General features: G+C 62.5%; 17 protein-coding genes. 4 read left to right on the plus strand and 13 right to left on the minus strand.

Annotated elements, in window-relative coordinates; translation table 11 throughout:
- Together EN935_RS05730 and EN935_RS05735 are read left to right on the plus strand one after the other, a co-directional pair.
- On the plus strand, window positions 1-1,402 hold a 1,402-nt coding region (locus tag EN935_RS05730; protein ID WP_127373206.1), incomplete at its 5' end, for a bifunctional serine/threonine-protein kinase/universal stress protein.
- Window positions 1,403-1,495: 93 nt separating this feature from the next.
- Window positions 1,496-2,005 (plus strand): hydrolase, encoded by a 510-nt coding sequence (locus EN935_RS05735; RefSeq protein WP_127264334.1) that lies wholly within the window; start codon window positions 1,496-1,498, stop codon window positions 2,003-2,005.
- Here EN935_RS05735 and arcC read toward each other — a convergent pair.
- The 7 genes from arcC to EN935_RS40710 all read right to left on the minus strand — a co-directional run bounded on the left by arcC (window position 2,002) and on the right by EN935_RS40710 (window position 8,099).
- On the minus strand, window positions 2,002-2,943 hold the full coding sequence (gene arcC / locus EN935_RS05740; RefSeq protein WP_127373207.1) for a carbamate kinase: 942 nt from the start codon (window positions 2,941-2,943) through the stop codon (window positions 2,002-2,004). The genes EN935_RS05735 and arcC overlap by 4 nt on opposite strands.
- A 1-nt stretch (window position 2,944) precedes the next feature.
- Window positions 2,945-3,946, minus strand: a complete 1,002-nt coding sequence (gene argF / locus EN935_RS05745; RefSeq protein WP_127265630.1) for an ornithine carbamoyltransferase — start codon at window positions 3,944-3,946, stop codon at window positions 2,945-2,947.
- 17 nt (window positions 3,947-3,963) lie between these two features.
- A complete protein-coding gene (locus EN935_RS05750) occupies window positions 3,964-5,178 on the minus strand; it encodes an arginine deiminase (RefSeq protein WP_127265632.1) in 1,215 nt (404 codons plus the stop codon).
- Between the two features lie 14 nt (window positions 5,179-5,192).
- Window positions 5,193-6,662 (minus strand): arginine-ornithine antiporter, encoded by a 1,470-nt coding sequence (gene arcD / locus EN935_RS05755; RefSeq protein WP_127265629.1) that lies wholly within the window; start codon window positions 6,660-6,662, stop codon window positions 5,193-5,195.
- A gap of 274 nt (window positions 6,663-6,936) precedes the next feature.
- A complete protein-coding gene (locus EN935_RS05760) occupies window positions 6,937-7,467 on the minus strand; it encodes a cytochrome b/b6 domain-containing protein (RefSeq protein ID WP_109672560.1) in 531 nt (176 codons plus the stop codon).
- 43 nt (window positions 7,468-7,510) lie between these two features.
- Window positions 7,511-7,789 (minus strand): PepSY domain-containing protein, encoded by a 279-nt coding sequence (locus EN935_RS05765; protein ID WP_127265697.1) that lies wholly within the window; start codon window positions 7,787-7,789, stop codon window positions 7,511-7,513.
- A gap of 85 nt (window positions 7,790-7,874) precedes the next feature.
- Window positions 7,875-8,099 (minus strand): hypothetical protein, encoded by a 225-nt coding sequence (locus tag EN935_RS40710; RefSeq protein ID WP_164757925.1) that lies wholly within the window; start codon window positions 8,097-8,099, stop codon window positions 7,875-7,877.
- Between EN935_RS40710 and EN935_RS05770 the strand changes: the two genes are divergently transcribed.
- Window positions 8,098-8,544 (plus strand): plastocyanin/azurin family copper-binding protein, encoded by a 447-nt coding sequence (locus tag EN935_RS05770; protein WP_245469022.1) that lies wholly within the window; start codon window positions 8,098-8,100, stop codon window positions 8,542-8,544. The two genes, EN935_RS40710 and EN935_RS05770, sit on opposite strands and share 2 nt — an antisense overlap.
- Window positions 8,545-8,603: 59 nt before the next feature.
- Here EN935_RS05770 and EN935_RS05775 read toward each other — a convergent pair whose 3' ends face one another.
- The 6 genes from EN935_RS05775 to EN935_RS05800 form a co-directional block, all read right to left on the minus strand.
- Window positions 8,604-9,194, minus strand: coding sequence for an NAD(P)H-dependent oxidoreductase (locus EN935_RS05775; RefSeq protein WP_126068005.1), 591 nt, complete (start codon window positions 9,192-9,194; stop codon window positions 8,604-8,606).
- 32 nt (window positions 9,195-9,226) lie between these two features.
- A complete protein-coding gene (locus tag EN935_RS05780) occupies window positions 9,227-9,613 on the minus strand; it encodes a hypothetical protein (protein ID WP_109672506.1) in 387 nt (128 codons plus the stop codon).
- A gap of 84 nt (window positions 9,614-9,697) precedes the next feature.
- A complete protein-coding gene (locus EN935_RS05785) occupies window positions 9,698-10,951 on the minus strand; it encodes an MgtC/SapB family protein (protein WP_109672558.1) in 1,254 nt (417 codons plus the stop codon).
- 11 nt (window positions 10,952-10,962) lie between these two features.
- The gene (gene trxC / locus EN935_RS05790; RefSeq protein ID WP_127265698.1) at window positions 10,963-11,412 is read right to left on the minus strand and encodes a thioredoxin TrxC; all 450 of its coding nucleotides are present in this window, start codon (window positions 11,410-11,412) and stop codon (window positions 10,963-10,965) included.
- 28 nt (window positions 11,413-11,440) lie between these two features.
- Window positions 11,441-13,294: a heavy metal translocating P-type ATPase gene (locus EN935_RS05795; protein WP_127373208.1), complete on the minus strand. Its 1,854-nt coding sequence runs from the start codon at window positions 13,292-13,294 to the stop codon at window positions 11,441-11,443.
- A 35-nt stretch (window positions 13,295-13,329) separates the two neighbouring features.
- Window positions 13,330-13,716 carry a DUF302 domain-containing protein gene (locus tag EN935_RS05800; protein ID WP_109672501.1) on the minus strand — a complete coding sequence of 129 codons (387 nt, stop codon included), beginning with the start codon at window positions 13,714-13,716 and terminating at the stop codon, window positions 13,330-13,332.
- A gap of 163 nt (window positions 13,717-13,879) precedes the next feature.
- Between EN935_RS05800 and EN935_RS05805 the strand changes: the two genes are divergently transcribed.
- On the plus strand, window positions 13,880-15,215 hold a 1,336-nt coding region (locus EN935_RS05805; RefSeq protein WP_164771024.1), incomplete at its 3' end, for an acetate--CoA ligase family protein.

A 15,215-nucleotide genomic window follows, 5' to 3' on the forward strand; every position in this document is an offset into this window, starting at 1 on the left:
GTTTGAGGCAGGGGCGGTCATCGATGGTTTCGAGCTGGTCGAAAAGCTGCCCTCCGGCGGCATGGCCTCGCTCTGGCGGGCGACCAACCCCCGGTACGATTTCCCGCTTGTGCTGAAGATCCCGTTTCTCGACCCGGGCGGGGATGTTTCCGTCATCCTCGGTTTCGAGGCGGAGGAGCTGATCCTGAAACGCCTGTCGGGACCGCATGTGCCGCGTTTTGCGTCATCCGGCAGTCTGGCGCAGGTTCCCTATATTGCCATGGAGTTCGTGGCCGGCACCGGCCTGGCGGATCTCGTAGGCAACGCGCCGCTGCCCGTGGACGAGGCGGCAAGGATCGGCACCGATATCGCAACGGCACTCGCCGCCCTGCACCGGCAGAAGGTCGTCCATCTCGATCTCAAGCCCGAGAATATCATTCTCGCCGAGCGCGGCGCGGTGCTCCTCGACTTCGGGCTCGCCCGGCATGCAGAGCTTCCCGATCTTCTCGGCGCGGAAAGCTCGGTGCCGATGGGTACCGTCGCCTATATTTCGCCGGAGCAGGTGCTCGGAGAGCGATCCGATCCTGCAAGTGACCTGTTTGCATTAGGTTGCATCCTCTATCAGCTGGCTACGGGCGAGGAGCCGTTCGGGCGGCCGGCGACTTTCGCGGGGATGAAGCGCAGGCTCTATCATACCCCCAGGCTGCCGCGCGATATCAACGACGCCATTCCGCGGTGGTTTGAAGCCATCATTCTGCGATGCATGGAGGTGGACAGGTCTCGACGATATGTCGAGGCGGCGCACGTTCTGTCCGACCTGAGGAATCCCGACCAGGTCGTGGTTGTCAGGCGTAAGCCCCAGGACGAGGGGGTGTGGGCCGCAATCAAGAAGCTGTTTCGCAAGACGGATGACAGATCGCTTGTCGGCAAGCCGACCTTGTCGAGAACGCAGGCCGGACCGTCAATTGTTCTTGCCGCAGTCGATCTGGCCAATGGTAGTGATGCGCTGGCAGGCGAGGTTCTCAACGAGACCGCCCGCGTGCTTGCCTCGCGCGAGGATTCCTGGCTGGCCTGCGTGACGGTCCTGAAGACAGAAGTCATCGGCGAGACGCCGGCGACCGACGAAACAGGGCGCTCAGTCTACTTGAAGCGGCTCGTCGCGCTCAAGGATTGGGCCCATCCACTGCATCTGTCGGAAGACCGCGTCAGTTATCATGTGCTTGAAGCGGTCAGTCCCGCCGATGCGATCCTCAACTACGCCGAGCACAATGACGTCGGGCACATCGTCGTTGGAGCGCGGGCGTCCTCGGCAATCCGCCGCCATCTCGGCAGTGTCTCGACCAAGGTCGTGGCACAAGCCCTTTGCTCGGTTTCAGTGGTCCGATTGAAAGCAGTCGAGGAACAAGGGCCACGGCCGCTTTGATGCGCTTCGATCGGGATTCAGGGCCGTCTTGACAAGGATCAATGATGGGTAGGCCCATTGCCCGTCAGATGGCTGCTCAAATGGGGAGCAGCCATGAAGACGAATGAAACGCCTCGATACGACGCGAGTGTCAACACAACCGGTTGCTGCCCCAAATTCAATCCCGAGGGTTGGGACAGCCAGGAACTGCACTTCAAGGACAAGCGGTTCGTCAAAGCCACAACCCACAGCGTCATGCACATCCCGATGAACATGGGCAGCGTATTCGCGCGCGTTAATAGGCACATGGAAGACGCCGGCGCTTCCGATCTCGATCAGTTTATCGTGCTCAGTAAAGATGTCCCGCCCTGGACCAGCGAACATCTGTTTGCGGTCTCGAAACCTGTCGCCAACGAGGAGATGACCACGCTGAGCGGCGACTATGTGACCAAATTGTTCGAAGGGCCGTACAGCCAGGCGAGGACCTGGGACGAGGAAATGCGGCAGATTGCGCGCGATCGAAACACAGAGCCGGGTGATGTGTATTTCTTCTACACGACATGCCCGAAATGCGCGAAAGCCTATGGCAAGAACTATGTCATCGGTGTCGTGGCAGCAGCCTAGGGCCTCGCAGGCTCGATGGGCGAGGGCAGGGCGCTGGCTTCGAACCAGGTGCCGAGCTCCCCTCTGACAATTTCGACGGCATCGTCGAGCTTGCCGATTGCAGCAGGCTTGCCTGTCGCTTCAATGAATTCGATTGCAGCGCTGACCTTCGGTCCCATGGAGCCGGCCGGAAAAGTCCTGCCCGATAGCTCCTTGGGGCTCACGCGCCGGAGCGCCCGAGCGGCCGCTGTTCCGTAGTCGACATAGACGGCGTCGACATCCGTCAGCATAAGCAGCATGTCTGCCTTCAACTCGCGAGCGAGAAGCGAGCTTGCCAGATCCTTGTCGATAACTGCTTCCACACCGCAAAGACTGCCGTCGTCACGGGTTATTACTGGAACCCCGCCGCCACCGGTGCAGATGACGATCACGCCGCGTTGGACGAGGAATGAAATCACCGACGCTTCCAGAATCTCCAGCGGTCGTGGCGAGGGTACGACGCGACGCCATTTATCGCCATCAGGCGCGACTTGCCAGCCGCGCTCGGTGGCAAGCTTGCGTGCGGTTGCCTCATCGTAGACCGGGCCGATCGGCTTCGTTGGGTGAGCGAAGGCCGGATCGTGCGGGTCCACAGTCACCTGTGTCAGCAGGGTTGCGAACAGCCTCTGCTTGAGGAGGTTGCCGAGCTCCTGCTCGATCACATATCCGATCATGCCGGCGCTCTCGGCCCCGAGCACATCGAGTGGAAACGCCCCGTCGCCCGGGCTGGCAGCGGCCTGGAGCGCGAGCAGGCCCACTTGCGGGCCGTTGCCGTGCGTGACTACAACCGAGTGTCCTTCGCCGATGAGTTCGGCGAGCACGGATGCGGCGCGTTTGATGTTGGCGCGCTGGTTCTCCGCCGTCATCGGTTCGCCACGGCGTAGCAGTGCGTTTCCGCCCAACGCGATGACGATAAGCATCTCAGTTGCCGATCGTGGCGACGAGAAGGGCTTTGATCGTGTGCATCCGGTTTTCGGCCTGGTCGAAGACGATCGACGCAGCCGACTCGAACACCTCGTCCGTGACCTCCATGCAGTCGATGCCGTATTCCTTCGCAACGAAGGCGCCGATCTCTGTATCGGTGTTGTGGAATGCCGGCAGGCAATGCATGAATTTGACGTGGGGGTTGCCGGCCGCGGCCATCACCTCGCTGGTGACGCGGTATGGCGTCAAAAGACGAATACGCTCGGACCAGCCTGATTTGTCCTCGCCCATCGACATCCACACGTCTGTGTAAACAAAGTCGGCGTCCTGGACACAGCCCGTCACGTCTTCGTCGAGCCGGAAACGGCCACCGCTGCGTTCCGCCAGGTCCCGGACATGGGCGCAGAATTCCTCATCCGGCCAAAGCTCCTTCGGCGAGGCAACGCGCATATCGATGCCGACCTTGGCTGCTCCCAGCGCCAATGACTGTGCGACGTTGTCACGACCCTCACCGACGAAGGTGACGGTCACATCCGAAAGATGTTTATGCGTGAATTCACGCATCGTCATGAAGTCGGCGAGGATCTGGGTTGGGTGCGCCTCGTCGGTGAGACCGTTATAGACGGGCACGCCGGCATGCGTGGCAAGCAGTTCGGCCTGGTGCTGGCCAAAGCCGCGATACTCGATGGCGTCGTACATGCGGCCGAGCACGCGGGCTGTGTCCTTCATGGACTCCTTATGGCCGATATGGCTGCCGGTGGGACCGAAATAGGTGACGTGGGCGCCCTGGTCATAGGCCGCCACCTCGAACCCGGTCCGGGTGCGGGTCGAATCCTTCTCAAAGATCAGGGCGATGTTCTTTCTGACGAGACGCGGTATCTCGTGACCGGCGAGCTTGGCTGCCTTGAGATCGGCGGCCAGCTTGAGAAGAAAGCGAATCTCGTCGGCCGTGAGATCGTCCAGGGTCAGGACGGAGCGGCCATGAAGATTGATCGACATAGGGATTTCCTTTCGGATCAAATCGGGTCGCGGGCAATCGGACAGGTCATGCAGTGCCCGCCGCCGCGCCCGCGGCTAAGCTCGGCGCCTTCGACCGTGATCACTTCAATTCCTGCACGGCGCAGGAGCGTGTTTGTATAAACGTTGCGGTCGTAGCCGATGACCACACCTGGCTCGACCGCAACAACGTTGTTGCCGTCATCCCATTGCTCGCGCTCGGCCTCGTAGCGGTCGCCACCGGTGGCGATGATCCGCAGCAATTTCAGTCCAACGGCTTCAGCAACAACAGCCGTGAACGGCTTTGTCTCATCGGTGACCTCGACCGCCGCCGCGCCATCGCCCGGCCGCAACGAGAAGGTGCGCAGCCGCTCGACCACCGGCGGGTACATGGTCACCAGGTCGCGGTCGCAGAAGGTGAAGACGGTATCGAGATGCATGAAACTGCGATCCCGCGGCATTAGCGCGGCAATCACACGCGTGGCCTCGCCGGCCGCGAACAGGCTGCGCGCAAGGTCGCCCACGGCTTGCGGCGTGGTGCGCTCCCCCATGCCGACGATAACCGTTCCTCCACCGATCGGCATGACATCGCCGCCTTCCAGGCTGGTGCCTGTTCCCAGATCCGGCGACACAAAGGGAATCCCACTGTCTCGAAACCGGGGATGGAAACGGTAGACAGCTTCGACATTGGCCGCTTCCGGGCGCCTGGCGGGCCAGTACATGGAATTGACGGAGACCGAGCCGTAGATCCAGCAGGAACTGTCGCGGGTGAAAAGCTGGTTCGGCAGCGGCGGCAGCACGAAATCCTGGGGCGCGAGCGTCCTTCCGGTCAGGCCTTTGGGCTCGAACGGAAGCTCCGCTCGGGCGATGCCGCCGACAAGATAGGTCGCGAGCAGTTCCGCAGGCATCTCGTTGAGCCAGCCACGCATCTCGTCGACCATGTCCAGCCCGACGACGCCGGGATGAACCCGGCGGTCGAGAAGCCAGTCGCGGGCCTTGGTCAAGCTCATTGTTTCTGCCAGGAGCTCTCCGAAAGAATGCACCAGCACGCCGCGTTCGCGCAACGCGTCGACGAAGACATCATGCTCCTGGCGGGCCCGCTTGACCCACAGCACGTCGTCGAAGAGCAGCGCCTTGCAGTTCTCCGGTGTCAGCCTGCGCAGGCTGAGGTCCGGACGATGGACCATCACCTCGCGCAGACGTCCGACTTCGGAGTGGACACCCAGGCTTGTCATCGCCGTCATTCCTCTCACAGCGGGCTGATGGCGCCGGTCCACATCTCGTAAACGGCGAGGATGGCGACAGCGATGAGAGTTCCAGCGAGGGCTGCTTCGGCAGGATGGAACACGCGCTGATTGGTTTCGCGGCGCGCCCAGATGTAGAAGATGATGCCGGGCGCATAAAGGATCGCGCACATGAACAGATATGCGGGTCCGGCCGCGTAGACGAGCCACAGTCCGTAGACCGTTGCCAGCAGCCCGGCAAAAAGCGGACCGAAGCGTTGCTCGCCGCTCTCGTAGCTCTCTCCAGTCAGCGCGAGCTTGGCAGCGTAGGCTCCGGAAAAGATGTAAGGCACCAGGATCGCGGCTGACGCGATGTAGAACAGTGCCTGGTAAGTACTCTGTGCAAAGAGCGTGATCACGAGGAAGGCCTGGACGAGCAGGTTGGTGATCAGAAGGGAGATCGACGGCACACCGCGGTCGCTTTCCCAGCCGAAGAATTTCGGCATCGTGCCGTCCTTGGCGGCGACATGTGGAATTTCGGCCGCAAGCAGCGTCCAGCTGAGGAAGGCGCCGATCACGGACACGACAAGCGCGATGTTGATGAGGATGGCGCCCCAAGGACCGACAACCGCTTCCAGCACGCCCGCCATTGAGGGGTTCTTCAGCGCGGCGAGTTCAGGCTGGCTGAGGATGCCGAGCGACAGCAGCGACACCAGGGCGTAAAGCGCGAGGCAGGTGAAGAAGCCGAGTACGGTCGCCGTCGCGATGTCCTTGCGACGTTCGGCGCGGCCGGAAAATACGCTGGCGCCTTCGATGCCGATGAACACCCAAAGCGTCACCAACATCGTGCTCTTCACCTGTGCGGTGATCGAGCCGAGACTGGCGTTGCCCAGACCGGTGAAATCGAGTGACCAGACTTGCAGTTTGAAAGCGACGGCAACAACCCCGACGAACAGGACGATCGGAGCGATCTTGGCCACCGTGACGATGAGGTTCACGACAGCGGCCTGGCGGATACCGGCGAGAACCAGGACGTGGATCAGCCACAGCAGGATCGATGCGCCGAGCACCGCCTGCCAGGTGTTTCCGTCGCCGAATGCCGGAAAGAAATAGGACAGGGCGCTGAACACGATCACGGCGTAGGAGACGTTGCCGACCCAGGCACTGATCCAGTAGCCCCAGGCGCTGTTGAAACCGATGAAGGGACCGAAGCCGGCCTTGGCGTAAGCGTAAGGCCCAGCGTCGAGCTCGGGCTTGCGGGTTGCAAGCGATTGATAAACGAAGACCAGCGCCAGCATGCCGACCGCAGTGATCGCCCAGCCAATCAGGATTGAGAGGGGACCAGCACCTGCCGCCATGTTCTGCGGCAGGCTGAAAACGCCGGAACCGACCATCGATCCAATCACCAATGCGGTCAGGGAACCCAGTCGAAGTTTTGTTGGCGCCGCGGTCGCGACCTTCGGAATAGGGATGATGTTGAAATCAGCCGTAGTCATGATGCTCTCCCAAAAATTGAAGGCTCTGATGGGAGGCAACAGACAAGAAATAAGCGCTAGCTGCCTTGATACGGGTCAAATCCGTTTGCGAGCGGCAAATGGCAAGTTTGGGGTTCCTGGGCGCCCGGGAAAAGCGCTCGCTCATCGAGCTTGCACATGTGTCCGATCCACTCGCCCGATGTCGCGTGGCTGGCTCTCGCCGTCGCCGAACGAATGGCGGCTTGCGCCCCTGAGATCGTCGAGGGCGAGAATCGCTTGGCGCGTTGACAGATCGTCAGGCTATGTCCGCGGGCTCGGCTTTGCGTTTTCGCCCGGTGATCATGGCCCGGACAAGGTTTTCGCGATGGCGAAAGCTTGCCAGCGCGACGCCGCCCATATGGAAAAGGACCAGCAGGAGCAGGCCGTGCGCGGCGAGGCTGTGCGCCGCCTCGACCCATGGCACGCCGAAATAGGCGTCCGTTGTCATCAGCCATCCGGTCAGCGCGGTCGATCCCATCGCCCCGATCAACACGATCACCATCGCGCCGCCGGCCGGATTATGGCCGATGTAGCGGGCTTCGCGACCGCTCAGCAATGCTGAGAGGTAGCGCAGTACTGTTGCCGGATCACGCACGAATTGCGAGAAGCGCGCATAGGGGGTGCCCAGAACGCCCCACAACAAGCGCATCGCGACCAGCGCGGCCGCGGCGTAGCCAGCCCAATGATGGATGTCCTCCGAGGAATGCGAGGTGAGCCAGGCCGTGACGAAGCTGAGCACCAGCGCCCAGTGAAAACTTCGCACGACCCGGTCCCAGACGCGCACCATCTCTGGCGATGCCCGCGCGTCCGTGGCTATCGAAACGTTCGGATCAATTTTCGCCGGCTTCGGCATTGTCGAGCTTTTCAAGGGTCTCGGCATTGTAGGCCATGTTCACCTTCTTGCCGGCCTTGTCGACCGCATAGACTTCGTAGCAACCCTTCTCGACCTTGATCTGGCGGACGGTGAGGCCTTCGCTAGTCAACTGCGCCTCGAGCGTTGCCTTGGGCTTGAACTGTGATTTCGGGGCGGTGCTGCAGCTGCTGCCGGCAGCGAGCGCCGGTCCTGCGACCATGCCGGCGAGAGCGGCGAGAACGAGTGTGCGATACATGATGGCTCCATTCGGGAGGTTGGGCGCGAATGTCGCGCCTGCGGTTGGGATTTCGATCAGCCGTGTCCAGACGGCGATTTCACCGTCATTGGTGCGACATAGCCAATTCAACCTGACAACTGGCTGACAGCTGCATCGCGCCGCAGATGGGCTCGCGCCGGACAGTTTGATTTGGCGCAAGGACGGAGGGTGACTCCGCGAGCAGGATGACGGTCGGGACGTAGAGCGCTTCGGCTGCCGTCCTGAAGGAGATTGCCATGAAAACCATTTTGAGGAGAGCAGCGCTCGGGCTTGCCGCCGCGATGCTCATGGCCGGCAGTGCCGGCGCCGTCCAGGCTGCTTCGCTTGTGCAGGTCTCGCTGTGGGACAAAGGCGCGAGTGCGGAGATGCCAATGGGGCTCGCCTATGCGACACCGGGACTCGATATCGCCAAGGCGACCATGGGCATCAGGACTTTGCCTGGCGCGGTAAAGGCCGGGGACGTCACATTCAATGTGAAAAATGACTCCAAGGACACCGTTCACGAAATGATCGTGATGTACCTTGCCGATCCCGGAAAGCCGCTTCCTTATCTTGAAGCCGAGAACCGTGTCGACGAAGACAAGGCTGGCGACAAGGGCGAAGTTTCGGAGCTTGATCCCGGAAAATCAGGCACATTGACCGTCGAGTTGAAGGCTGGAAAATACCTGCTTATCTGCAACGTGCCAGGTCATTATGGAGCCGGCATGTGGGCTGAATTCACCGTCGAGCCATAGGCCCTGAAGCAGGCAGCCCTTGGGGGGCTTTAGATTGTCCCGGTTTCCGGATCGCCACGCTATAGCCCTCGCTCCCCAAGCTTGCGCATCTGCCGGATCCACTTCGCCCGCGTCGCCTCGCTGGAAGCCGCGACCATGCCGAACAAGGTCTCGCGCACCGGACTGATGCCGACAAAATGCAGGATGCTTCGCTTCATGCCGGCGATGCCGTGTCCGAGGAACCATAGGCGGTAAAGAATTGAGGGCATGCCCATCGTCACCACGACGCGCGCAGAGCGGCCGCGAAGCAGTGTCTTGGTGAAACCGCCGCCCTTGTCCGGGTAGGCAAAGGCCGTCCCTGGCCGCATCACCTGTTCCAGAAATGCCTTGAGCATGGCCGGCATGGTTCCGAGCCACAGTGGGAAGACAAAGACGATATGCTCCGCCCAGACGATCGCCTCGGCTGCATCCCTCAGCTCGTCGGGAACCGCACCATGTTCGAACTCCTGCATCGTCCGCAGCATCGGAAAATCAAGCGCTGCCAGATCGACCCGGCGGACAGCATGTCCTGCCTTTTCCGCGCCCTCGCCATAGGCATTGGCAAGACCGCGGCAGAGCCGGTCCGGGGATGGGTCGGGATGGCCGACCACAATCAGGATGCGTCGTGACATGGTCTACTTCCACGGGGCCTGGCCCCGAAGCATCAGGGCCGCTCGACCCGTGCCACCTGGTAGGTGTGCATGGCGCCGTTGCGCTCGATAGACACATATTCGCCGGTCACGAACCGTTCGTCGCCAAGATGAAAGCCGACCTCGTCGTCGCGATCGCCTTCGGCATAGTCGAAATACCACTGTCCGCCTGGCTTGCGCCTCAGCCGGCCGATCAGGTCTTCCTCGCCGGTGCGAAAGCGGCGAACACGGCAAGAGGCCCTGTGCGATTTCCACTCTTCCGCGTCGATCCGGCCTTCGCCGGTCAATGGAGCCAGCACATCGTAGCCCTCTTCGCGGTCGCCTTCCGGATGGCCTTTTTCGCGGGCGAGCAGCAGCCGGACATGGCGGAATTTTGGGGTGAGATCCTTCAAATTGGTCATGGCGAACTCCTTTTAAGGAGTTCAATAGAGCCGTAGCTGGGCCTGCCCCTTGATCCGCATCAAAGTGGTTCGAGAACCGCGCTTTTATCCCGGACCAAACAACAACATTGCGCCGTAGCCGGCGGTCGCAGCGGCCAGGGTTGCGCCGGCCAGCGGCAACCAGAACCTGATCGGGCCGGCAAATACCGCCAGTGACAGGCGGCCGATCGCGTTTGCCGCCAGCGCCGCCAGCACCGCCTGACCGATAGTCTCGACAGGGACCGAATGCTCGACCAGCCGCAAGGCACTGAGCACAGAGACGTCGACATCGAACGTACCCGCCAGCGCCGAGGTCGCCAGCAAGCCACGGCCGCCGAATTGAGCGGCCAATGCAGCGCTCGTGGTCGCGACAACCGCGAACAGCAGGGCGAACAGCAGCAACGGGCCCAACTCGAATGGGTTGCGCGCGATAGCGCTGCCTTCACCATTTCCGCTGTCGCGAGCGAGCAGCAATGCCCCGCAGACAGCGAAGGCGAGCGCCGAGGCAATCGCCGGAATGCCCGCCGAAGCGAATACGCTCGGCTCGATGATCAGGACCACGGCACAAACGCGGAGCACCGAAACCATGGCCGCCAGCGAAGCCGCCCCGGCAAGCGGCAGAGGGTTGCTTGCCGACATGGCGTTGCGGGCAAGCGCTAAGGTCACGGCGGTGGAAGAGACGATCGCGCCGGCGAGCGAACTGACCAGAAGACCACGCGTATTTCCCAGAATGCGAACAGCCACATAGCCGGCGAACGAAATTGAGGCCATCAGCACCGTCAGGAACCAGACCTCCCACGGATTGAAACCGCCCCACGGGTCCATCGTCCGGTTCGGCAGTAAGGGCAGCACGATCGCCGTCATCACCGCCAGGATCAGCGCGGAACGAAGTTCGACCCAGGTCAGTCGCTTCAAAAGACCGTGCAGGACCTCGCGGCTGGCCAGGATTGCCGCCAATGCCGCCCCACCGGCAGCAGCCGCTCCATAATCACCGGCGACGGAAAGCGCGCCAAGCGCGAAAACGCCGAGGCCAGCGATCACGCTCGTGACGCTGAAATCTTCGTCATGGGCAGCCTCGCGCGCCTTGTACCAGGCGAAGACAGCGGCAAAAGCGATGAATCCGCCGACCAGCACCGATACCGCATCGAGCGCTTCGGCGAGTGCGGCCAGAATGCCGCCGAGCAGGCCGGATATGCCGAACGTGCGAATGCCAGCCGTGCGGCTGCGATCAGGTGCATCCCGCTCCTGCCAGCCACGCTCCAAACCGACGAGCAGGCCAATTGCCAAGGCCAGTCCGAGCCGGGCGATGAGGGGATCCATGGCGCGGAACTTCAGGCGGCGACCGTCGGCAGGCGGTCGCGAACCCACCTGACGATCTGGCCTGCCGTCATTGCGCCGGATGTACGCGCGATTTCGCGCCCGCCATGGAAGAGGATCATCGTCGGGATGCCTCGAATGTCGAGCCTTGCCGCAACGGCCTGCTCATTGTCCGAATTGAGCTTGATCAGGCGAACATGCGGCTCCAGCTCGGTGGCCGCGGCCTCATATGCCGGCGCCATCATCTTGCAGGGGCCGCACCATGGTGCCCAGATATCGACGACAACGGGCAAGCTGCTGCGCGCGATCTGATGATCGAAAGTCGCGGCGTCGACGTCTTCGGGATGCCCCGAAAACAGCCTGATCCCGCACTTTCCGCATTTCGCCTCCCTGGCATTGCGGGCCGGCGGCAGGCGGTTGACCCCACCGCATTTGCTGCAAACCACCAGATTCTGCTGTGCCATGGCCATTCACCGATTTTGCTGTGGTCCACTATGCGCGCCCGAGACGTCCATCGCCAAGAGTGCGCAGAGCGTTGAGGATGACCGCCACGTCGATCCCTTCCTGGAGCAATGCACCTGCCACCGGCGTGATCTGCCCCATGGCCGCAGCAATCATTGCCACGGCCGAGAGCGCCAACCCGACAACGATGCTTTGCAGGGCAATCGCACGCGTCCGTTGGGCAATCCGCACCGCCTCGGCAACAGGCTCCAGCCGGTCGGCGAGAATGATGACATCCGCTGCCTCGGATGAGGCCGTCGCCCCGCGCGCGCCCATGGCGACGCCAACCGTCGCGGCGGCAAGGGCGGGTGCATCGTTGATGCCATCGCCGACCATCATTGTTGGCGCCGTTGCTTTCTCGGCCTCGACCGTCGCGACTTTATCCGCAGGGACGGCATCGGCGACGATGACATCCAGATCGAGCCCGGAGGAAACATGCTTTGCTGCTGCACCGTCATCACCTGTCAGCATGACCATGCGCGTGATGCCAGCCGAGCGCAGATTGGCGAGCGCGTCGCGTGCATCAGGACGCAACGCATCGCCAAAGGTGAAAATGCCGGCAAGGTGTTTGCCGAGCGTGACAAAAACCCTCAACACCGGCTCATCCCGGTATCGTTCGTCGCCGCTTGTCGCCCATTTAGGCAGCGGCTTGTCGGCGAGCACGAGAGCCCGCGATCCCGCCGCGATCGACATGTTTTCGACCCGGCCCTTGAGGCCCGCGCCGCGATACTCGCGGACATCATGCGGATGCGAAAGCATCAGCTGCCTGCCGCGCGCCGCCCGGATGATCGAGTCGGCAAGCACATGATGCGAGGCCTGTTCCAACGATGCCAACAGCCGCAGCAGATGGTCGGTGTTGCGGCCGGGTGCAGCTTCGATTTCGATGAGCTCGGCGCCACCGATGGTCAAGGTGCCGGTCTTGTCGAAGATCGCGGTCCGAACCTGCGCGAGGGCTTCCAGCGCCGCCGAGCCTTTCATCAGGATGCCGGCACGCGCGGCGCGCGATACGCCGCCGATGAAGGCAACAGGAGCAGCAAGGATGAGCGGGCAAGGTGTCGCGACAACCAGCACGGCAAGCGCCCGGATCGGATCACCGGAGATATACCAGGCGGCACCCGAGACAAGCAAAGTGGCCGGAAGCAGGAACAGGGCGAAGCGGTCGGCCATGCGAATAAAGGGCGCCTTGACGGTCTGTGCCGCCGCGACCATGCGCACGATCGCGGCATAAGTGCTCTGCTCTGCCAGGGCAGAGGTCCGCATGCTGAAGGCCTCGCCCGCGTTGACGGTGCCGCTGCGCAGCGTGTCGCCGGCGCTGCGCGGCACCGGTAATGGCTCGCCGGTCACCGCCGACTCGTCGAGTGAGGCTGAAGCGTCGAGCAGGATACCGTCGACAGGAAGCAGTTCGCCGGCACGCACCATCAGAGCGTCGCCGACAGCGACCTCTTCGATGGGAATGGTTTCTGTTGCATGTGTCGACTTGCGATGTGCGACACGCGGTGACCGGTCGGTGAGTGCCTTGAGGTTCCGCTCGGCGCGGCCGCGGGCAAAATCCTCAAGCACGGTGCCGCCGGCATACATGATCGCGACCACCACCGCGGCCAGCGGTTGGCCAAGCAGCAGCGCGGCGGACATCGACACCAGCGCAATTGCATCGACGCCGAAGCGACCGATCCAGAAATCGCGCAGAATGGAGATGGCGAGAGCCGCCACCACGGGCAAGGTTGCCACCATCCAGATCGTGTCGGCCTCAAGGGAACCGAATCCTGTTCGCCAAACTCCGACGCCAAGGGCCAGGCCCACGATAGCAATGACCAGCAATGCGCGTCGCAGGGCAGACTCGTTCATCCGATGTCCCTCAACCTTGATGGCCCCCTTTGGCGCTAGAGTTCGCGGACCATCTCCTCGAGCAGGCGACGCACATCGTCTGCGACCTGCGCAAGCTCGCGATTGTCGATGGCGCCCATTGAAGCGACCGGATCCACCGCTGCGACCTCTACCTTTCCTGGTCCGACCTCCGTGACGATGACATTGCAGGGCAGCATGGTTCCGATCTTGTCTTCGGCCTGAAGCGCCCGCCATGCGAAATGCGGATTGCACGCGCCCAGGATCACATAGGGTCTGAAATCTGCGCCAAGCTTGGCCTTTATGGTCTGCTGGACATCGATCGAGGTCAGGACGCCAAACCCTTTGCTTGCGAGCTTGTCGGTCACGTGGTCGATTGCCGCTGTGAACGGCATGGCGACGATCTTGCTGAAATAGTAGCCCATCTAACTCTCCAATCATTGGTCGCAAAGCCCGTCGCAACTTCGCGGGCGGCGGCGTCGAACCTCGCGCAAGAGCTAATCGCGATAACCGGGGAACGCTTTGATCCAACGCAACGAACGGGCAAGATGGACCGGCGATTGTCGCTATGAATCGGAGACATAGGGTGTGACGATCCGAAATCTTGAATTTGCGTTCGCCCCGAAGTCGGTTGCCGTCTTCGGCGCGTCGGTGCGCGACGGCTCGGTCGGCCGTGTCGTCTTCGACAATATCGTCAGCGGCGGCTTCGAAGGCGAGATCTGGCCGGTCAATCCGAAATATTCGCAAGTGGCCGGTCGGCAATGTTATGCCAAAGCGGCCGATCTGCCGGGTATTCCAGACCTTGGTGTCATCGTCACGCCGCCTGAGACGGTTCCTCGCATCGTGCGTGAGCTCGGCAACAAGGGCACGCGGGCGGCGGTTGTCATTACCGCGGGACTGACGCGCGAAAGCGGCCTTCGTCAGGCGATGCTCGATGCCGCCAAGCCCAGTCTGTTTCGAATCATCGGGCCGAACACAGTCGGACTGATGATTCCGCCGATACGGCTCAATGCCGGATTTGCCCATATGGCCGCCAAGCCCGGCAACATCGCGCTGCTGTCGCAATCCGGCGCCATTGCCACGTCGCTGATCGACTGGGCTGCGGACAATAATGTCGGCTTCTCGCAGATCGTCTCGCTCGGCGACATGGCGGATGTCGACGTGGGAGATTGTCTCGACATGCTGGCGGGCGACATGCACACGCGCGCCATCGTGATGTATCTGGAAACCATTCCCAATCCGCGCAAGTTCATCTCCGCCGCCCGTGCGGCGGCGCGCGTCAAGCCGGTGATCGCGATCAAGTCCGGCCGGCACGAGCAATCAGCCAAAGCTGCCGCGACCCACACCGGCGCGCTATCGGGCGCCGATCGCGTCGTCGATGCGGCATTGCTGCGCGCTGGCATTCTGCGCGTGAAAGGTCTGACCGAGTTGTTCGATGCGGTTGAAACGACCGCTCGTTTCGTTCCGCTAGAACGAGCCCGCGTCGGCATCGTCACCAATGGCGGCGGCGCCGGCGTGCTTGCCGTCGATCAACTCATCGAAGGCAGCGGGGAACTGGCCGAACTGTCGCCGGAAACGATCGCCCGTCTGGACGCCGTCCTGCCGAGCACCTGGTCCCACGCCAATCCGGTCGACATCATTGGCGACGCCCCGCCAGAGCGCTATCGGGCCGCGATCGAGGCCGTCGCGGCCGATGCCGGGACCGACGTCGTCCTGGTCATGAATTGCCCGACCGGACTTAGCTCGCCGCTTGCAGCAGCGAGCGCAGTGGCGGCGCTCGCGCAGGACGGCAAGATTGACGGCAAACCTATCTTGACCTGCTGGCTTGGCGAACACACGGCGCGCGAAGGGCGACGTGTTCTTCGCGATGCCGGTATTGCCAGCTTCGAGACGCCAGCGGATGCCGCAACAGCGGTCTCCTACC

Origin of the sequence: Mesorhizobium sp. M7D.F.Ca.US.004.03.1.1 (assembly GCF_003998635.1) — a bacterium.
In the GTDB taxonomy this organism is placed as follows: Bacteria; Pseudomonadota; Alphaproteobacteria; order Rhizobiales; family Rhizobiaceae; genus Mesorhizobium; species Mesorhizobium loti.

What these genes read in the sequence shown, in the direction of transcription:
- EN935_RS05735 (WP_127264334.1), top strand. Translation starts at nt 1,496, where the DNA reads ATGAAGACGAATGAAACGCCTCGATACGACGCGAGTGTCAACACAACC.
- arcC (WP_127373207.1), bottom strand. Translation starts at nt 2,943, where the DNA reads ATGCTTATCGTCATCGCGTTGGGCGGAAACGCACTGCTACGCCGTGGC.
- argF (WP_127265630.1), bottom strand. Translation starts at nt 3,946, where the DNA reads ATGTCGATCAATCTTCATGGCCGCTCCGTCCTGACCCTGGACGATCTC.
- EN935_RS05750 (WP_127265632.1), bottom strand. Translation starts at nt 5,178, where the DNA reads ATGACAAGCCTGGGTGTCCACTCCGAAGTCGGACGTCTGCGCGAGGTG.
- arcD (WP_127265629.1), bottom strand. Translation starts at nt 6,662, where the DNA reads ATGACTACGGCTGATTTCAACATCATCCCTATTCCGAAGGTCGCGACC.
- EN935_RS05760 (WP_109672560.1), bottom strand. Translation starts at nt 7,467, where the DNA reads ATGGTGCGCGTCTGGGACCGGGTCGTGCGAAGTTTTCACTGGGCGCTG.
- EN935_RS05765 (WP_127265697.1), bottom strand. Translation starts at nt 7,789, where the DNA reads ATGTATCGCACACTCGTTCTCGCCGCTCTCGCCGGCATGGTCGCAGGA.
- EN935_RS05770 (WP_245469022.1), top strand. Translation starts at nt 8,098, where the DNA reads ATGGCCGGCAGTGCCGGCGCCGTCCAGGCTGCTTCGCTTGTGCAGGTC.
- EN935_RS40710 (WP_164757925.1), bottom strand. Translation starts at nt 8,099, where the DNA reads ATGAGCATCGCGGCGGCAAGCCCGAGCGCTGCTCTCCTCAAAATGGTT.
- EN935_RS05775 (WP_126068005.1), bottom strand. Translation starts at nt 9,194, where the DNA reads ATGTCACGACGCATCCTGATTGTGGTCGGCCATCCCGACCCATCCCCG.
- EN935_RS05780 (WP_109672506.1), bottom strand. Translation starts at nt 9,613, where the DNA reads ATGACCAATTTGAAGGATCTCACCCCAAAATTCCGCCATGTCCGGCTG.
- EN935_RS05785 (WP_109672558.1), bottom strand. Translation starts at nt 10,951, where the DNA reads ATGGATCCCCTCATCGCCCGGCTCGGACTGGCCTTGGCAATTGGCCTG.
- trxC (WP_127265698.1), bottom strand. Translation starts at nt 11,412, where the DNA reads ATGGCACAGCAGAATCTGGTGGTTTGCAGCAAATGCGGTGGGGTCAAC.
- EN935_RS05795 (WP_127373208.1), bottom strand. Translation starts at nt 13,294, where the DNA reads ATGAACGAGTCTGCCCTGCGACGCGCATTGCTGGTCATTGCTATCGTG.
- EN935_RS05800 (WP_109672501.1), bottom strand. Translation starts at nt 13,716, where the DNA reads ATGGGCTACTATTTCAGCAAGATCGTCGCCATGCCGTTCACAGCGGCA.